20 protein-coding genes are annotated in these 16,089 nt (G+C 43.6%); 3 read left to right on the forward strand and 17 right to left on the reverse strand.

Annotated features, from left to right (window positions below):
• Positions 1 to 946: 946 nt before the first annotated feature.
• The 5 genes from sigF to EP737_RS06280 form a co-directional block, all read right to left on the reverse strand.
• Positions 947 to 1,705 carry an RNA polymerase sporulation sigma factor SigF gene (gene sigF / locus EP737_RS06260; RefSeq protein ID WP_129727081.1) on the reverse strand — a complete coding sequence of 253 codons (759 nt, stop codon included), beginning with the start codon at positions 1,703 to 1,705 and terminating at the stop codon, positions 947 to 949.
• A gap of 12 nt (positions 1,706 to 1,717) precedes the next feature.
• Positions 1,718 to 2,158, reverse strand: a complete 441-nt coding sequence (gene spoIIAB, locus EP737_RS06265) for an anti-sigma F factor (RefSeq protein ID WP_129727082.1) — start codon at positions 2,156 to 2,158, stop codon at positions 1,718 to 1,720.
• Positions 2,159 to 2,497 carry an anti-sigma F factor antagonist gene (spoIIAA, locus tag EP737_RS06270; RefSeq protein WP_425455864.1) on the reverse strand — a complete coding sequence of 113 codons (339 nt, stop codon included), beginning with the start codon at positions 2,495 to 2,497 and terminating at the stop codon, positions 2,159 to 2,161.
• 393 nt (positions 2,498 to 2,890) lie between these two features.
• The gene (locus EP737_RS06275; RefSeq protein WP_129727084.1) at positions 2,891 to 4,093 is read right to left on the reverse strand and encodes a D-alanyl-D-alanine carboxypeptidase family protein; all 1,203 of its coding nucleotides are present in this window, start codon (positions 4,091 to 4,093) and stop codon (positions 2,891 to 2,893) included.
• 353 nt (positions 4,094 to 4,446) lie between these two features.
• Positions 4,447 to 4,866, reverse strand: coding sequence for a MarR family winged helix-turn-helix transcriptional regulator (locus EP737_RS06280; protein WP_129727085.1), 420 nt, complete (start codon positions 4,864 to 4,866; stop codon positions 4,447 to 4,449).
• A gap of 260 nt (positions 4,867 to 5,126) precedes the next feature.
• Between EP737_RS06280 and EP737_RS06285 the strand changes: the two genes are divergently transcribed.
• The gene (locus EP737_RS06285) at positions 5,127 to 5,789 is read left to right on the forward strand and encodes an SIMPL domain-containing protein (protein ID WP_129727086.1); all 663 of its coding nucleotides are present in this window, start codon (positions 5,127 to 5,129) and stop codon (positions 5,787 to 5,789) included.
• A gap of 75 nt (positions 5,790 to 5,864) precedes the next feature.
• Here the strand turns inward: EP737_RS06285 and corA are convergent, their stop codons facing one another.
• The 11 genes from corA to EP737_RS06340 all read right to left on the reverse strand — a co-directional run bounded on the left by corA (position 5,865) and on the right by EP737_RS06340 (position 14,821).
• A complete protein-coding gene (gene corA / locus EP737_RS06290) occupies positions 5,865 to 6,815 on the reverse strand; it encodes a magnesium/cobalt transporter CorA (RefSeq protein WP_129727087.1) in 951 nt (316 codons plus the stop codon).
• A 166-nt stretch (positions 6,816 to 6,981) separates the two neighbouring features.
• Entirely contained in the window at positions 6,982 to 8,286 is a 1,305-nt protein-coding gene (locus EP737_RS06295; RefSeq protein ID WP_129727088.1) for a pyrimidine-nucleoside phosphorylase, read from the reverse strand.
• A 91-nt stretch (positions 8,287 to 8,377) separates the two neighbouring features.
• On the reverse strand, positions 8,378 to 9,196 hold the full coding sequence (locus tag EP737_RS06300) for a purine-nucleoside phosphorylase (RefSeq protein ID WP_129727089.1): 819 nt from the start codon (positions 9,194 to 9,196) through the stop codon (positions 8,378 to 8,380).
• A gap of 13 nt (positions 9,197 to 9,209) precedes the next feature.
• Entirely contained in the window at positions 9,210 to 10,391 is a 1,182-nt protein-coding gene (gene deoB, locus EP737_RS06305; RefSeq protein WP_129727090.1) for a phosphopentomutase, read from the reverse strand.
• A gap of 88 nt (positions 10,392 to 10,479) precedes the next feature.
• On the reverse strand, positions 10,480 to 11,136 hold the full coding sequence (locus EP737_RS06310; protein WP_165350710.1) for an N-acetylmuramoyl-L-alanine amidase family protein: 657 nt from the start codon (positions 11,134 to 11,136) through the stop codon (positions 10,480 to 10,482).
• Positions 11,137 to 11,215: 79 nt separating this feature from the next.
• Complete coding sequence (locus EP737_RS06315) at positions 11,216 to 11,941, reverse strand: FixH family protein (RefSeq protein WP_129727092.1); 726 nt, start codon at positions 11,939 to 11,941, stop codon at positions 11,216 to 11,218.
• A gap of 142 nt (positions 11,942 to 12,083) precedes the next feature.
• Entirely contained in the window at positions 12,084 to 12,974 is an 891-nt protein-coding gene (gene xerD, locus EP737_RS06320) for a site-specific tyrosine recombinase XerD (RefSeq protein WP_129727093.1), read from the reverse strand.
• Positions 12,975 to 12,980: 6 nt separating this feature from the next.
• Positions 12,981 to 13,211: a YqzK family protein gene (locus EP737_RS06325; RefSeq protein ID WP_129727094.1), complete on the reverse strand. Its 231-nt coding sequence runs from the start codon at positions 13,209 to 13,211 to the stop codon at positions 12,981 to 12,983.
• Positions 13,212 to 13,342: 131 nt separating this feature from the next.
• On the reverse strand, positions 13,343 to 13,801 hold the full coding sequence (gene fur, locus EP737_RS06330; protein ID WP_129727095.1) for a ferric iron uptake transcriptional regulator: 459 nt from the start codon (positions 13,799 to 13,801) through the stop codon (positions 13,343 to 13,345).
• Between the two features lie 106 nt (positions 13,802 to 13,907).
• Positions 13,908 to 14,558, reverse strand: a complete 651-nt coding sequence (spoIIM, locus tag EP737_RS06335) for a stage II sporulation protein M (protein ID WP_129727096.1) — start codon at positions 14,556 to 14,558, stop codon at positions 13,908 to 13,910.
• 107 nt (positions 14,559 to 14,665) lie between these two features.
• Positions 14,666 to 14,821 (reverse strand): SH3 domain-containing protein, encoded by a 156-nt coding sequence (locus EP737_RS06340; protein WP_281278878.1) that lies wholly within the window; start codon positions 14,819 to 14,821, stop codon positions 14,666 to 14,668.
• A 258-nt stretch (positions 14,822 to 15,079) separates the two neighbouring features.
• On the opposite strand from EP737_RS06340, the gene EP737_RS06345 reads away from it, so the two are divergent.
• Positions 15,080 to 15,319: a DUF3951 domain-containing protein gene (locus EP737_RS06345; protein ID WP_129727098.1), complete on the forward strand. Its 240-nt coding sequence runs from the start codon at positions 15,080 to 15,082 to the stop codon at positions 15,317 to 15,319.
• Between the two features lie 22 nt (positions 15,320 to 15,341).
• On the opposite strand, the gene EP737_RS06350 is transcribed toward EP737_RS06345, so the two are convergent.
• The gene (locus EP737_RS06350) at positions 15,342 to 15,881 is read right to left on the reverse strand and encodes an NUDIX domain-containing protein (protein WP_205650888.1); all 540 of its coding nucleotides are present in this window, start codon (positions 15,879 to 15,881) and stop codon (positions 15,342 to 15,344) included.
• A 71-nt stretch (positions 15,882 to 15,952) separates the two neighbouring features.
• Here EP737_RS06350 and mciZ point away from each other — a divergent pair, with 71 nt between their 5' ends.
• Positions 15,953 to 16,081, forward strand: coding sequence for a Z-ring formation inhibitor MciZ (gene mciZ, locus EP737_RS06355; protein ID WP_129727100.1), 129 nt, complete (start codon positions 15,953 to 15,955; stop codon positions 16,079 to 16,081).
• Positions 16,082 to 16,089: the final 8 nt, after the last annotated feature.

A 16,089-nucleotide genomic window follows, 5' to 3' on the forward strand; every position in this document is an offset into this window, starting at 1 on the left:
CATAAGATCATGGAAAACCGTCAACGGCGTATGAATCAATCTCTTGCCCGTAAGAAGAACCATACGAAAACAGATGAAAACGGTAATATCCTATATAGTAAGAATTATCAAAAATAAGTACGTAAATACCAAAGGGTCATGGCAAAGGTAAAAAATAAAAGAAGAGATACTCTCCACAAGATGACGAATCAGATAACCAATGATTATCAGGCTGTTGTTTGTCTTTCGAAGCCCCCACTTCAAGACGCGCAGCGGATAAGTGGTGGGTAGTTCACTAAAAAGGCAAGAGAACACGGTTCGAATTGTTTGAAAAGAGAACTGTTTACTGACTTGTAAAGCGCTTTTTAGGAGGCCTTGCTCCACAGAAAGCAGGTCATAAGCGGACAAGGCCCGTCTTTTATGGCAGCGTAGGCGAGTTGTACTTATGATGTATCCCTAAAATTTCCTAACGGCACCGAATTTGCTTCTAACTGGAAATGTATACTTAAAATGCCACAAAGCAAACAAGATGAAAAATAAGCTATATTAGAATACAACATCTTCGTGGAATATGTTTAATGGAGAAAAAAATGGTTATGCTAAAAATACGTTGCGAAACACTTATTTCCTCAAGTGTTATAGTGGAATTGCGGAGGGGTGATGCTTGTTCCTTTGAAGATTTATCTCATATGCAGCATAAATCCCCTGAATTTAAATTATCTCAGAAAATTAATTCGAATCTGAAACTAGACTGCATTTGAAAGCTGCACTACTTTCGTAAGGTAAGAAAAGGCGGGCCTTGGGAGCTAGACATCACCCTGAAAAGTTATCCTTTCTTATCTGGTAAAGAAAACTTGCCCATTGGCGAGCCCTACTCATCCTGTATTCCTAAAATTTCCGACTACGTCGAACTCGCCTTCCTTCCGGAAATTTATACCTTCTTACAGTGCAAAAAAAACCGAACAGGCTATTCACCTATTCGGTCCTTCATTTGCTGCAGGATTTTCTTTTCTAAGCGTGAAACCTGCACCTGAGAAATACTAAGCCGTTCTGCTACTTCAGATTGGGTTTGGTCTTTATAATATCGTAAATAAACGATGAGACGTTCACGTTCATCAAGCTCGCGAATTGCCTCTTTCAAAGCGATTTGATCAAACCATTTTGTTTGGGTTTGGTCAGCAATTTGATCCAAAATGGTAATCGGATCTCCGTCATTTTCGTATACCGTTTCATGAATGGAAGATGGTGTACGGCTTGCCTCCTGCGCCAGTACAACCTCCTCTGGCGTAAGCTCAAGTGCTTCCGCTACTTCATTAATCGTTGGAGCTCGTCCTAATCGTTTTGAGAGTTCGTCCTTCATCTTACGAATTTTATTTCCCGTTTCTTTTAAGGAACGACTCACCTTTACCGTACCATCGTCACGCAAAAAGCGTTGGATTTCTCCAATGATCATCGGGACGGCATACGTTGAAAACTTAACATCGAATGACAAATCAAATTTATCAACTGACTTTAGCAGCCCAATACAGCCGATTTGAAATAAATCCTCCGGCTCATAGCCACGGTTTAAAAAACGCTGTACAACGGACCAAACGAGACGCATATTTGTTTCCACAATTGTATCTCGTGCGGCTTGGTCACCGGCTTGACTTCTTTGGATCAATTCCTTCAGCTCATGGTCCTTTAACTGCACTTTTCCATTTTCGTTTTTTACCTCTATGTCCATAGGCCCGTCTCCTTAATTGCATAGAGCGTTGCTTTTTGACAAATACTTCGTAAGATGAATTGTTGTTCCGAAATTGTGGCTGGAAATAACTTCGACCTCGTCCATAAAATTTTCCATGATTGTAAAGCCCATGCCGGAACGCTCTAGTTCAGGTTTTGTCGTAAATAATGGCTGTCTTGCCTCATCTAAATCTGTAATACCGATCCCTTCATCACGGATTGTCATTTTGACAGCTCCGTCCTCCAATGTAACCGTAATATATACAATGCCGTCCGGTCTTTGTTCATATCCGTGGATAATCGCATTTGTTACCGCCTCTGAGACAACGGTCTTAATTTCTGTCAGCTCGTCTAGCGTCGGGTCAAGCTGCGCGATAAAAGAAGCAACTGTTACGCGCGCGAACGATTCGTTTTGGCTGAGAGCAGAAAACTGCAAGTGCATTTCATTTCTCATTTATGCCACCCCCAATGTCGCAAGTGCGTTTTGTTCACTTTCTTCCAAACGGATAATTTTGAACAAGCCGGACATTTCAAATAACCGTTTCACAGCGGGAGAAATTGCACAAACAACCATTTCTCCGCCCAAGCTTTTAATATGCTTATATCTTCCTAAAATAACTCCAAGGCCAGAGCTATCCATAAAGCTCAAAGACCCGAGATTTAAAATAATATGGTGAATCTGCTTCTTTTCCAGCATCTCTGTCACTTCTGTACGCAACGCCTCAGCTGTATGATGATCGAGCTCTCCCTCCAACCGAATGCATAGAACATCTTGCTTTACTTCGAGACTCATCGAAAGACTCACGTTTCCTTCCCCCTTGTTTGTAGGATTCGTGCGCATTCGCGCGGAACGTATATAACATCTTTCGCTTTCTCGATTGGCTATTCCTTCCACCCGACAAAAGAAGTGCATTTTCGCAGTCAAGAAGCAAGCCTCCCAGCAAAAGGGGAAGCGGCTCACAGCCGCTCCCATGGTTGGCTTTAAGGCTGAGAAAGCATAGCTTTTTAGATGCCGCCCTGCTCACCCTGTTTCACAACATGCTATTCCCTAGTGTATAGGAAAAAGCTCCTTTCATGGGGAAGAGCAAACAGGATCTTTCCATAAGCCGCATAGGTTGTTTACTGCGGGACCGCATTCGCTATAGCCGGAATTTTAGAGATAAATTGTAAGTGCAACTACTTTTCTTTACTTCGATTTTGAAAACATTCCAAAGCTCTGTTTAAACAGTTCCCACCAGCTTGCTGCATCAATATCCTCGTTTGCTACGATCGACTGCTTCGAGATGACTTCACTTCCATTTTTCACAATAAGTGTGCCCAGTGGTGCGCCTTTTTTCACAGGTGCCTTTACCTTTTTATCCATGATAATCTCCTGTGTTACCTTATCAGCGCTTTCTCCTTTTTTCAACAGCACCGATACATTATCAGCAGCCACAAGCTGTACTTCTTTTCTCTGACCGCGGCTTACTTTAATAGTTTTGATCGGTTGGTCCTTTTTATAAAGCAGCTTTGTCGTATACTGACTAAATGCGTAATCAAGCAGTTTGGTAACTTGTGCATTACGCTCTTTTGATGTTGGCGCTCCCATCACGACAGCAATCACACGCATGCCATTTTTTTGTGCAGAAGCTGTCAAGCAATATCGTGCCTCTGTCGTAAAGCCAGTTTTCACGCCGTCAACACCTGGGTAAAAACGAACGAGCTTATTCGTATTCACAAGCCAAAATCGCTTGTCCGTGTTTTCACGTAAATAGCCCTCATATTTCCCTGTATAATTGCGGATGAGTGGATATTTCATTAATTCTCTCGCCATCACTGCCATATCATATGCGGTGGAGTAATGATTCTCCGCGGGCAGGCCTGTCGGATTTTGGAAATGCGTATTTTTCAGCCCTAGCTCCTTCGCCCTGTTATTCATCATCGTAACAAAGCCTTCCTCCGAACCGGCAATATGCTCAGCAACGGCAACGGAAGCGTCATTTCCGGAGGCGATCGCAATGCCTTTTAGCATCTCATCCACCGTCATTTCTTCTCCTGGCTCCAAGAAAATTTGCGATCCTCCCATGGAAGCTGCATACTCGCTCGTACGCACCTTATCAGTAAGCTTAAGCTTTCCTTTGTCGATTTGCTCCATAATGAGCAGCATTGTCATAATTTTCGTCATGCTCGCTGGGGGCAGCTTTTCGTTGCTATTTTTATTAAATAGCACCTTCCCTGTATCCTGTTCGAGCAAAACGGCAGATGAAGCATTTTCCACCAGCTTCGGCTGTGAAGCTTCCGCTTGCCTTTGCACCGGTTGCTTGGGCGTTGCTTCAGACTGCGCAAAGCCAACCGGAGCAGCGGAACATAATAATGTGAAACAAGCCAATATTCCGATGAATCGTCTCATGTCCACACCCTCCATATCAGTATCATATCTATTGTTTCCAGTAAAAAAGCGTTTATACCATTTTTTTCTAAGGAGAATAGAAAAAATCGACATGTTTCTCCATGCTCTCAGAGGATGCCTTGAGGCTGAACTAGAATGAGATTTCTCGGAAAAGTCGTTAAACGCCGATTGGCGAGCGTTGCTCCCCAGGTGAAGACAGAGACGCAGCCCTATTTATCCGGTATTCCTAAAATTTCTCACTACGTCGAATGGTCTCCTAGCTAGAAATTTATACGTTCTTACAATGTAAAAACGCCTACAAAAAAGCTGACCCCAGTAGACATTTTGTATGCCTATTGAGGTCAGCTTCTTCTTTACAATACTCGCTCAATTAATTCAACCATAACCTTCATTTCTTCATTGCTCAAATCTGCAAATTTTTCCCGATAATATGCTTTTCTGACATTTTCCAGCTTTTCAGCGACTTCCTGTCCTGTTTTAGTAATTTCTAAATATACAATCCGTCGGTCAGAATCAGAGCGTTTACGCATCACAAGATTCTTGCGTACGAGACGATCTGTAACAGCAGTAATGTGACTTGATGTGACATTGACTTCTTGGGCAATTTGGGAAGCCATTTGTGGGCTTTTTGCGTGTAACGCACGTAAAACAGAAAATTCATTCCATGGCATATACTCAGAAAACAATTCGTTAATATCATTCTGGAGCATGCGGATCATTTTTCGAAATGACATAGATAGTTCTAAAATGAGCGTTTCTCGTTCTTCTTTCACTAGTCTCGACCCTTTATCTTCTTGATTTTCATTTATTATAATGTATGTTGCTTCATGTTGTACACTTTTTCTGCAAAATTTACGTGATTATGTTAGGTTTTTTGTGTGTAACCCTCTTTTAATTTACTTTAATTGTAAAATACGTATGGTTTTAACGATAAATCTGCCATGATGACGGTATATTTGACAGTATGCTCCTGCAAATTTTTCTGCTGCACTCTTCATATATTTTAGAGAAAAAGCGAAGAGAGGTGCTAACAATGTACCATATGAACTCATACCCATATTCAGACTATCGTCCCACAAGAGAGGGCACTGTAACGGTACAAGGAGAAGGAATTGCGACGGCAAAGCCCGATGTAGTCGTTTTGACGATTGGCGTGATGACTGAGGATAACAATGTGAAGGCAGCACAAGAGGAAAATGCCCTTCGCTCTAATGCCTTATTGCAAGCATTGCAAACGCTCGGCATTCAAGAAAAGGATATCCAAACTCTTTCGTATACCATTACGCCAGAGTATGATTACAAAGACGGTGTCTCCTCTTTACGCGGCTACCGGGTGGAGCATTTATACGAGGTAACCGTTTTGAATGTGCAAAAAGCAGGAGAGGTGTATGATGCAGCGATTGGGGCAGGAGCTAATATTGCTCGCGATCTAACTTTCCGCGTGTCCGATCCTGGCTTATATTACGAGCAAGCTTTAACACGCGCCGTTTTGAATGCCCAAGAAAAAGCAAAAACAGTTGCCGAAGCATTGCATGTGAATATAAATCCTATCCCTGTTTCCATCGTAGAAGAAGGAGGATGCGCGCCACAGCCGCTGGTTGGCTACGCAGCTGCGCAGCCAAAAGCTGTGACGCCAATCGCGCCTGGAGAGCTGACAGTTAAAGTACGCGTGCAGGGCGTTTTTATGTATATGTAACGTAACACGTGATCTTTGCTTTTGTCTTTAGCACGCTTCGGCACAGAAGGCAAAAAACTTCTGTGCCGAAGAACATTATTTAAACCAGCCCTTTTTTCGAAACCAAAGCATCATCACCACAAAAATCGCCCCCATTAGCAGGAGACATCCATAATAACCGTACCTCCAGCCAAGCTCGGGCATAAATCTAAAATTCATCCCGTACACACCAGCGATAAAGGTGAGCGGCATGAAGATAGTCGAGAAAACGGTGAGTGTTTTCATAATCGCGTTCATATAGTTCGAGTTTAATGAAAAGCAGCTATCACGAATATCGGCTGTTAGTTCTCGACTCATTTCAATCATTTCCGCTAGCTTTAGCAGATGATCATGGATGTCCTTAAAATATATTTCATGATCGCTCACATTATAAAATCGCTCCGAGTTGAGAATACGGTACAATAAATCGCGCATTGGTACAATTGTCCTGCGAAGCTTAGACAAATCTGCCCGTATATCAAATATCTCTTCAAGCACGTCACCTGCTGATTCGCGGGTTAAACTATCATCGATATCATTTAGTCGATCTTCCAAAAAGTACACTGGTGAAAAATAGTTATCAACCATCTGATCGATAATCGTATGTGTTAAATGAAGCGGGCTTTGCTGCACACGTGTTCGATCTGATAGTTTTTCCCATGCGCGCTGCAGCGCCTTATCTTCATGAAAATGAAAGGATACAACATAGTTCTCACTAATAAACAAGTCAATTTCACGAGGATCCAAGTCGTCTCTGGATAAGGAATGCAGTACAAGAAAATGGTAACCCTCATAGAAATCAACCTTTGGCCGCTGCACATACTCTAAGCAATCCTCAATCGCCAATGGATGAAAGCGAAATGTATCCCGCAGCACATATGTATATTCTTCCTCTGTCGGCTCCGACAAATCAACCCAATACCAAGCAACATGTTTTTGCCGCGCTTCTTCCAGTGTCACATCATATACAACTTCTCCTGTATGATAAATTGCACAAATTCGAATCATAAAGACCACCCCATCCCTATTATAACGCAGCTAAAAACAAATCATGTAATCTGTGAACTTGTGTCTGTCCGGTTTCCTGTCCAACACTCAATGCTGTATCAACCATTTAAAGTATAAAAAGCTAAGGAAGCATCTCCTTAGCCTTTACACTCTCTAAATACTTCCTTTATTCTCCTACAATATCATAAACAAGCACTGGAGAAACAACCGCTTCCTTGGAAATACGAATACTCTCGTATAGTTTCCGCTTCACTTCTTCCACATGTTCACTGTTTGCATATACCGTAACAAGCGGCTCCCCTTTTTTGACACTATCTCCTACCTTTTTGCGCAGCATTAACCCAACGGCCAAGTCAATGACCGACTCTTTCGTTGCACGTCCTGCCCCCAGCAGCATCGCAGCTGTACCGATCTCATCTGCAACAATTTCCACAACATGTCCGTCCTGCTGCGCTTCCAAGTCGAACACATATTTTGCCTGCGGCAGCTTAGACGGATCATCGACAACTGAAGCATCGCCGCCCTGCGCAGCAAGAAATACTTTCAACGTTTCGAGTGCCGATCCGTTTTGGATGGCTTCCTGCAAATTCGCGCGTGCCTCTTCTATAGACGGTGCTTTTCCCGCTAAATAGACCATTTGACTGCCAAGCGTTAGACAAAGTTCCTCCAAGTCCTTCGGTCCTTGTCCGCGCAATGTATCGATTGCCTCCTGCACCTCAAGCGCATTACCAATCGCAAAGCCGAGCGGCTGACTCATGTCAGAAATCACCGCCATTGTTTTTCGTCCGACCGTATTCCCGATACGTACCATCGCCTCCGCTAATGCGCGTGCTTCCTCTGCCGTTTTCATAAACGCGCCTGCCCCGGTTTTCACATCGAGCACAATCGCATCGGCACCTGCAGCAATTTTTTTGCTCATAATCGAACTGGCGATGAGGGGAATAGAGTTGACAGTTGCAGTAACATCACGAAGCGCGTAGAGCTGTTTATCAGCTGGCGTTAAATTGCCGCTCTGTCCGATTATCGCAATCTTATTTGCATTTACGAGACGGGTGAATTCTTCATTTTCAATCTCAACGTGGAAGCCGGGCACCGCTTCTAGCTTATCAATCGTACCGCCCGTGTGACCTAAGCCGCGCCCTGACATTTTTGCAACCGGTACGCCAAGGGATGCGACAAGCGGACCGAGCACAAGTGTTGTTGTGTCTCCCACTCCCCCGGTAGAGTGCTTATCGACCTTAATGCCCGCAATAGCTGATAAATCAATTGTATCTCCGCTATGTACCATTGCCATCGTTAAGTCCGCGCGCTCCTGGTCGTTCATATCCCGGAAAAATACTGCCATTGCAAAAGCGCTCATTTGATAATCAGGAATCGTTCCATTTGTGTATTCGTTGATAATGAACTGAATTTCTGCTGCAGATAGTATATGTCCATCTCGTTTTTTTGCAATCAAATCAACCATTCTCATCCCGTATCACCCTTTTATCATTTTTAACTTAAGAAGACTCCTTCTCAATTTGTGCAAGGATAAAGAAGCACTCACAAATAGGCAGGAGAGTTCAACCCAGTTCACTTACAATTTCTTTTACAAGAGATAAGAAGTTTGCTTTCACGCGTTCTGTTGTTTCAATGACTTCCTCATGATTTAACGGTTGGTCAAGAATACCAGCCGCCATATTCGAAATGCAAGAAATGCCGAGCACCTGTAAGCCAGCATGGCGGGCCACAATCACCTCTGGAACCGTGGACATGCCGACCGCATCCCCTCCAAGAGTACGCAGCATCCGGATTTCAGCCGGTGTTTCATATGTCGGACCTGACATAGCAACATAGACGCCCTCTTGCACCCTAATATTCAGGCGTTCGGCGACATCCTTTGCTACGCGGCGCAGCTTTTTACAGTACGCTTCAGACATATCCGGAAAACGAACGCCAAGCTTGGCATCATTCGGGCCGATGAGCGGATGATTCCCGATGAAATTAATATGGTCGGAAATGAGCATTAAATCACCGGGCTCAAAGTCCATATTTACACCTCCAGCTGCATTGGTTACGATTACCGTTTCAACACCGAGCGCCTTCATTACACGCACAGGAAACGTTACCTTATGCATATCATAGCCCTCGTAATAATGAAAACGCCCCTGCATCGCTGCAACTGAAACACCATGAAGCGTCCCGAACACAAGCTGTCCTGCATGTCCCTCCACCGTCGATACCGGAAATTCTGGAATTTCGCTGTATGGAATCTTAACGGCATGTTCAATTTCATCAGCTAATACACCAAGACCTGAGCCCAGAATGAGTCCGATTTTTGGAGTGCTAGCAAACTTGCTTTGTAAATAGGCTGCTGCTTTTTCAATAGATTCAAGGTTCATGAAAGGTCTCTCCTTATTGTAGTTCTTTTAAAAAACTAGTACCATGCGGCGGTAATTCTACACCGAAGTTTTCAGCAACTGTCGCCCCGATGTCCGCAAACGTTTGGCGAACCGGGAGCTCCTGCCCGCCGTTTTTCATGCTTGGACTGTAGACTAACAGTGGAACATATTCACGCGTATGATCTGTCCCATGATGCACGGGATCATTTCCATGGTCTGCTGTAATAATAAGCAAATCATCCTCCCTTAGCGCAGGGAACAGCCCCGCCAAACGGGCATCATATTCCTCAAGCGCCTGGCCATATCCTTTTGGATCACGTCTATGACCATATAGCGCATCAAAATCGACAAGATTTGCAAAGCTTAGCCCCGTAAAAGACATCTGAGCCGTGTCTACTAGCTTATCCATCCCATCCATGTTTGAGGCGGTGCGCAGCGACTGCGTAACTCCTTCCCCATCATAAATATCTGCAATTTTCCCAATGGAAATCACGTCTAATCCACTATCCTTTAATTCATTCATCACAGTGCGTCCAAACGGCTTTAGCGCATAATCATGACGGTTTGGCGTCCGTTTGAAGCTTCCCGGCTGCCCAACAAACGGGCGGGCAATAATCCGGCCAATCATATATGGCTCGTCTAATGTCAGCTCACGCGCAATCTTACAAATATTATACAGTTCATCGAGTGGTACAACCTCTTCATGCGCGGCAATTTGCAGCACGCTATCAGCGGATGTATAGACAATTAAAGCACCCGTTTCCATATGCTCCTTGCCGAGCTCATCCAAAATGGCTGTTCCGGATGCTGGCTTGTTTCCAATAAAGCTTCGGCCTGTGCGCTGCTGCAATTCATCTAACAGCTCTTTTGGAAATCCATTTGGAAATACACGAAATGGCTTATCGATGTAGAGTCCCATAATCTCCCAATGACCTGTCATCGTATCCTTGCCAGCGGACTGCTCCTGCATTTTTGTATAATAGGCAAGCGGCTTGTCCGCTTTTTTGATTCCTGGCAGCTCCCGGATGTTCCCAAGTCCCAACTTCTCCAGATTCGGCATATGCAAACCGTTCATATGCTCTGCAATATGTCCAAGCGTATCAGCTCCAAGATCATCGTATTTTTCCGCATCAGGTGCTTCTCCAATACCAACTGAGTCCATGACGACAAGAAAGATGCGTGTATATTTCACAATCTATCCCTCCTAGGTCTATATCCTTGCTGTTCTTAGTATGTACGAAAGTGTGAAAAAACGCTGCACACTCTCTCACTAGTATCATATGTTAGCTGTTTGCCGCGAAATAATTCATAATTCCACTTACGATGCCAGCCGCCAGCTTTTTCTGAAATTCAGAGGATGCAAGCAGCTTTGCATCCTCCTTATTCGTTAAATAGCCAATTTCAACAAGTGTGCTGGGCACACGTGAATCACGCAGCACCTGAAAATTCCCAAATTTTGCAGACCGAAGCGGCAAGCCCGTTTCATCCGTAATTGCTGAGCCGAGTGCTTTGGCTGCCTCTTTATCTCGAAACGGTGTAAAATAATATGCCTCTACACCGCGTACATTTGCATTTGCAGGAAATGCGTTCGCATGAACACTTACGAATAAGTCAGCGTCAACATTATGGGCAACAGCGGGACGACAGCTCAAATCTTTTATATAGCTTTCCTTGCTGCACTCCTCATCCTTTTGCCTCGTCAAATATACTTTGTATCCTTTTTCTTCAAGCAACGCTTTCGTATACAGAGAAACCTGCAGCACGATATCCTTTTCCACAAGCCCGTTCAACTCAAAGCCGGGATATTTGCCGCCATGTCCCGGGTCGAGAACAACAATCTTCTCCGCCTGCCTTTTTTTCAGTTCAAACACATTCCGATACAACAAGAATGCGAGCAAGCAGGCAATTGCGATGCTGAACGTTATAAAAAGTTTTTTCATCACCATCTGTCCCTACTTCTGATTGTATATACATAACTATTCGGGAAGAAATAGAAAAAACCTCCACCAAGATGGAGGCCTACTTTACTTCGACTGTTTGTTCCTTATGCTCGTGAAGTTCTCCCTTTCTCACGTGCACTGTTATATTGTACATGCCTGCTTCAAAAACAAACGAAGTCCCATATTGCCCGTTCGCATCTTCCTTTGCGGATATGTACTCATGCTTAGCTGCGCCGTCCTTCCAAATTTCAAACTCTACTTGCGCGCCTGTTAGCGCACTGCCGCTATGCTGTACCTGAGCCTGTAAAGGAGACGTGCCGGCATGAATTTGGTCCGCTGTTAACTGGATCACAGTATCGCTATCATGATGGTCCTGCTCCGCTTGTTCATGCGCTGCTGCCTGCCCCGTGCCAACTGTAACTTGCACCGTTGGCATTACATGCATGTCCCTTGCATTTGTATGCGCTGTAATATGATACACGCCATCCTCAGGGAATGTTTTGTCAACCGCATACATACCATTTCCCTTTGCTTTTGCCGTAAGCATTTCGTGCTGTTCGGCGCCATCTTTCCAAATTTCAAACTTTACATCATCCGCATCGTTTACCGCTTTTCCGTCCTGGGTTACGATCGCTTGTATTTCTGTATGCTCATGCGCTTGTACTGCTTCTGGCGCTGTTTTCACTTCAACCTTCACTTCTTTTGGCAATTCATTTGTTGCTTCGCTATTCTGGTCTTCCTGTCCGCTGCTGCAGCCTGCTAGCACAAGCAGGAAAAGAGCGATCATTATCCAATATTTTCTCATCTTTGTCACCTCTGCGTTTCAGTATAAACTACCGCTGCTGCAGAGTCTACTGAACGGGTGGAAAAGAATATGAGAAATGTTTGTGAAATATTTGTGAAAGGAATTTTATCCTTTTCTATAGCATAACAAGCAGGGCATATCACTATGCCCTCGGATGAAACTGCTTATACACATCCTTCATTCTCGCTTTTGACACATGCGTATAAATTTGCGTGGTAGAAATATCAGCATGCCCGAGCATCTCCTGCACTGCACGCAAATCTGCTCCATTTTCCAGCAAATGTGTTGCAAACGAATGCCGCAGTGTATGTGGAGTTAGCTCCTTTTCAATACGGGCTTCCTTAGCCATCCCCTTTAAAATTTTCCAAAACCCTTGGCGTGACAAGCGTTCTCCGCGGAGATTCAAAAACAGGGCATCTGTTGCGTTCTTTCCAAGAAGCTCTCTTCGCCCCCGTTCAATATAGCGCCCAACTGCTTCAATTGCTAGATTGCCAAGCGGGATGATGCGCTCCTTCCTTCCTTTTCCCAAGCAGCGTACAAAGCCCATCGTTAAATGAACATCAGATATATCCAGTTGGATAAGCTCTGAGACACGCAAGCCAGTTGCATATAACAACTCTAGCATCGCCTTATCACGCAGGCCAAACGCCCCGCCCTGCTTCGGTGCGTCAAGAAGCGCTTCTACTTCGGCAACGGACAATACTTTTGGCAGCTTCCTCTCTCCCTGCGGCGTTTCAATATGTACCGATGGATCCCGCTCTAACACGCGCTCGCGCAGCAAAAACTGGTGAAACGAGCGGACGGATGCAATATGGCGAGCCATTGTTTTAGATGATTTATTCGCATCCTTTAAGCCTTGTAAAAAGCCGATGATATGCAGACGCGTAACCTCAGCAAGCGATGAAAGCTGCTCTACCTTTTGTAAATACTTAATATAGCTTTTTAAGTCTCGTTCATACGAAACAATCGTATTTTGCGAAAGTCCCTTTTCTACCAGCATATAATGCATATAATCTTTCAACTGATCTTCCACGTTTTCCTACTCCCCGTTTTCATAGAAGAAGATCACCCGATCCATCCAATTATTCGCAACGGAACCATGCATGCCCGATACTTCCTCTACTGATTCTCCTGTCGGCTTATCATAGCGATGATAGTTTTGATATTCTTCATTTACCCATAGTATAGCGAAATAAAACAAAAGCGTACAACCTACAAACAATATAAAAACCTTTACAACATCAAACATAACCTTCATTGCTTGGCGCATCTTGTTCCTCCATTGATAAGTTTTAGCGCGAGCCCATTAGCTAGCGCACCCTTACTACAACATATGCCAAGCCTATAAAAATTTATACTTTTTAAAGTATAAAAAATCCCCTTCCCCAGAATGGGAAGAGGTTATGTTTCTTGTTGTACGAGCTTTTCTTGACACGCGTGGCACATGCCATAAAAGCTTAAACGGTGATCCTTCACCTTAAAGTTCCACGCTTTTTCCACTTGTTTCTCTACTTCGCCGAGTAAATCCTCTTGAATTTCTTCCACAGCACCGCATTCCGTACAAATCAGATGGTGATGGAAACGAGTCGCACCCTCTTGGCGCAAGTCGTAGCGTGATACGCCATCACCGAAGTTGATTTTATCAACAATTTTTAACTCTGTTAATAATTCCAAAGTCCGATACACAGTCGCAAGTCCAATTTCCGGCGATTTTTCTTTTACGAGGAGGTACACATCTTCCGCACTCAAATGGTCTTCTTCGTTTTCAAGCAGAACGCGTACAGTTGCTTCCCGCTGTGGTGTCAATTTATAGCTTGCTGCATGCAATTGCTTCTTAATTCGTTCGATTCTGTCTTCCATTTTGGGCTACTCCCTCCCTCGCCATTCTTACACCATTATATCAGAAGAAGGGATACTGTCAAAAGGAAATACTCAAAATTAACTAAGGATTGTTATCAGATAAGAATTATTTTTCATTAAGGGTTTTAATGACAACCTTCATAAAGGAAGGCGCTACATACGATTCCACCATAGAAGCGCCTGCAAGCACAATGCCGATAACAAGAAAGAATACGGTATACCTTGTAAATAACGGCAGGAATGGTTCATGCAGCTTTCGTACGAATTGATGACGGATCAGCCGCAATGAAAAGCTTACCGCTATCACTGTCGTTATAATAAAAGTAGGAATGATAATAAAATTTTGCGGCATAATCGCGACAGCCGATAATAAAAAACCGCTCCAGCCAAGCTGGCTTACAAGAAAACCAACGGTAAAGCCGACAACAACCCCCTTTAAAAACAACAGCACAAAAATAAGCGGCAAACCAATCATAGAAATGCCAAGCAGCCAAATAAAGCCAATATACTTCAAATGGGAAAAATAGCTTTCCTGAAACATCTCAATCGGCTGCGCAAACTTCCCCTGTGAGACTTGTCCAAAAAAACGGTTTAAATAAAAGTATAAATCCTGCTTTTGACTCGCATGCAGGCTATTTACGAGAATCGCTCCAAAAATGACGCCCATCAGCAGCAGGACAGAGACAAATAAATAAAGCGAGGAATGAGCTTGTATATGGGACATTGCTCTCTCCCGCCATGATTGCTTTCTGACCATCTCTTTCCCTCCATTTCTTTTCTAGTAAATTGTATGAGAGAAAAGAGAGAGTATGACTAGGAATGAAAAAAGAGACGTGCATAATAGGGTTATTCACTATGATTATTTTAGTACGATTTGAATGCTGCATATGCTGGATTAGCAAAGCACCACTGATTGCCGCCAAGATTATACCAGCCGTTTGTTTCCCCGTATACCTTATAAATTTCGTTTTTGTGCATAACACGGATAATACTATGCTGCATACTAGGACCACTGCGCACATTCAAATCAACATTAACTTATGTACAAACTTTGCATCTGATTGGACAACTATGACATATGCTTAAGGCTTTTGATTTAATAAAATTATATGAGCGGCTAACTGAATGAGGGTATTCCTAACATTTCCGACTACTTCGAATTCGCTTCCAGCTGGAAACTTATATTTTCTTGCAGTGTAAGAAAGAGGGGCTGTCCTTTTTAAGGAGAAAAGGAATTAGGGTATAATTGAAGAACGTATTGGATTGGAGGAACATCTATTGAATCTATTAGATATGGCTGCGATAGGTCTGCCAATGGCCATTGTTATCTTAACGTTGATTGGATTTTATAAACTATTCATAAAAAAGAAAAACATCACAGCTTTTTATACACCGTTCGATGAAATCATGGGGCAAACGCCCATTGCATTTCATGAGGAGCAGCATGTGGTAGAAGAGGATGAGGGCGAGGCAGACGGTAAAGATAAGTATAACAAGGGAAGAAAGAGACATCCGTAATGGTTGTCTCTTTCTCATTGTCTTACTTTTTCAGCTGTAAATACTGCATCGCAAGAATTGTTTTCGCATCATGGATACGCTGCTCCTGAATCAATTCCCATGCTTCTTCTAATGTTACCTCCAGCAAATCAACAAATTCATCCTCATCCAAATCCGCTTTATCTTCCTTCTTTGTTAGGCCTGTCGCCTCGTATAAATAGATGATCTCATCCGCAAAACCTGGTGATGTGTAAAACGAATATAAAAGCTTCATATCCTCACATATGTATCCTGTTTCCTCTTCCAGCTCCCGCATCGCCGTTGCAAGCGGGGCTTCCCCTTGTTCCAGCTTGCCCGCTGGAATTTCTACAAGCGCCTTTTCCATCGCCTTTCGATATTGCTCAACAAGGACAATTTTCCCCTCGTCTGTTACGGCAATAACAGCAACCGCTCCCGGATGCTTGACAAGCTCACGTTTGCTGGAAGCCCCATTTGGCAATACTACATCATCAACACGTACTTGAATAATGCGGCCATCATAAATCGGCTGGGTTGCTGTTGTTTTTTCTTCAAATTTATGCACAATATCATCTCCTTGTTCTATTCGTTAGGTTCTCTTCATACATTCTATCACAACTCTTAAGGAGGAAAAAAATGAAAGTATATCTACTAGAAAATAGAATTATGCTCGTTGGCAAAGCGTGGGAGATTCGCAACAAGCTCAAGGAATATAGCAAACACTACACAACCGTTTCCGAGTGGCTACAGGAAATGAAAAAGTAAACTGTTTG

This window comes from Ectobacillus funiculus, assembly GCF_004138295.1.
Taxonomy (GTDB): domain Bacteria; phylum Bacillota; class Bacilli; order Bacillales; family Bacillaceae_G; genus Ectobacillus; species Ectobacillus funiculus.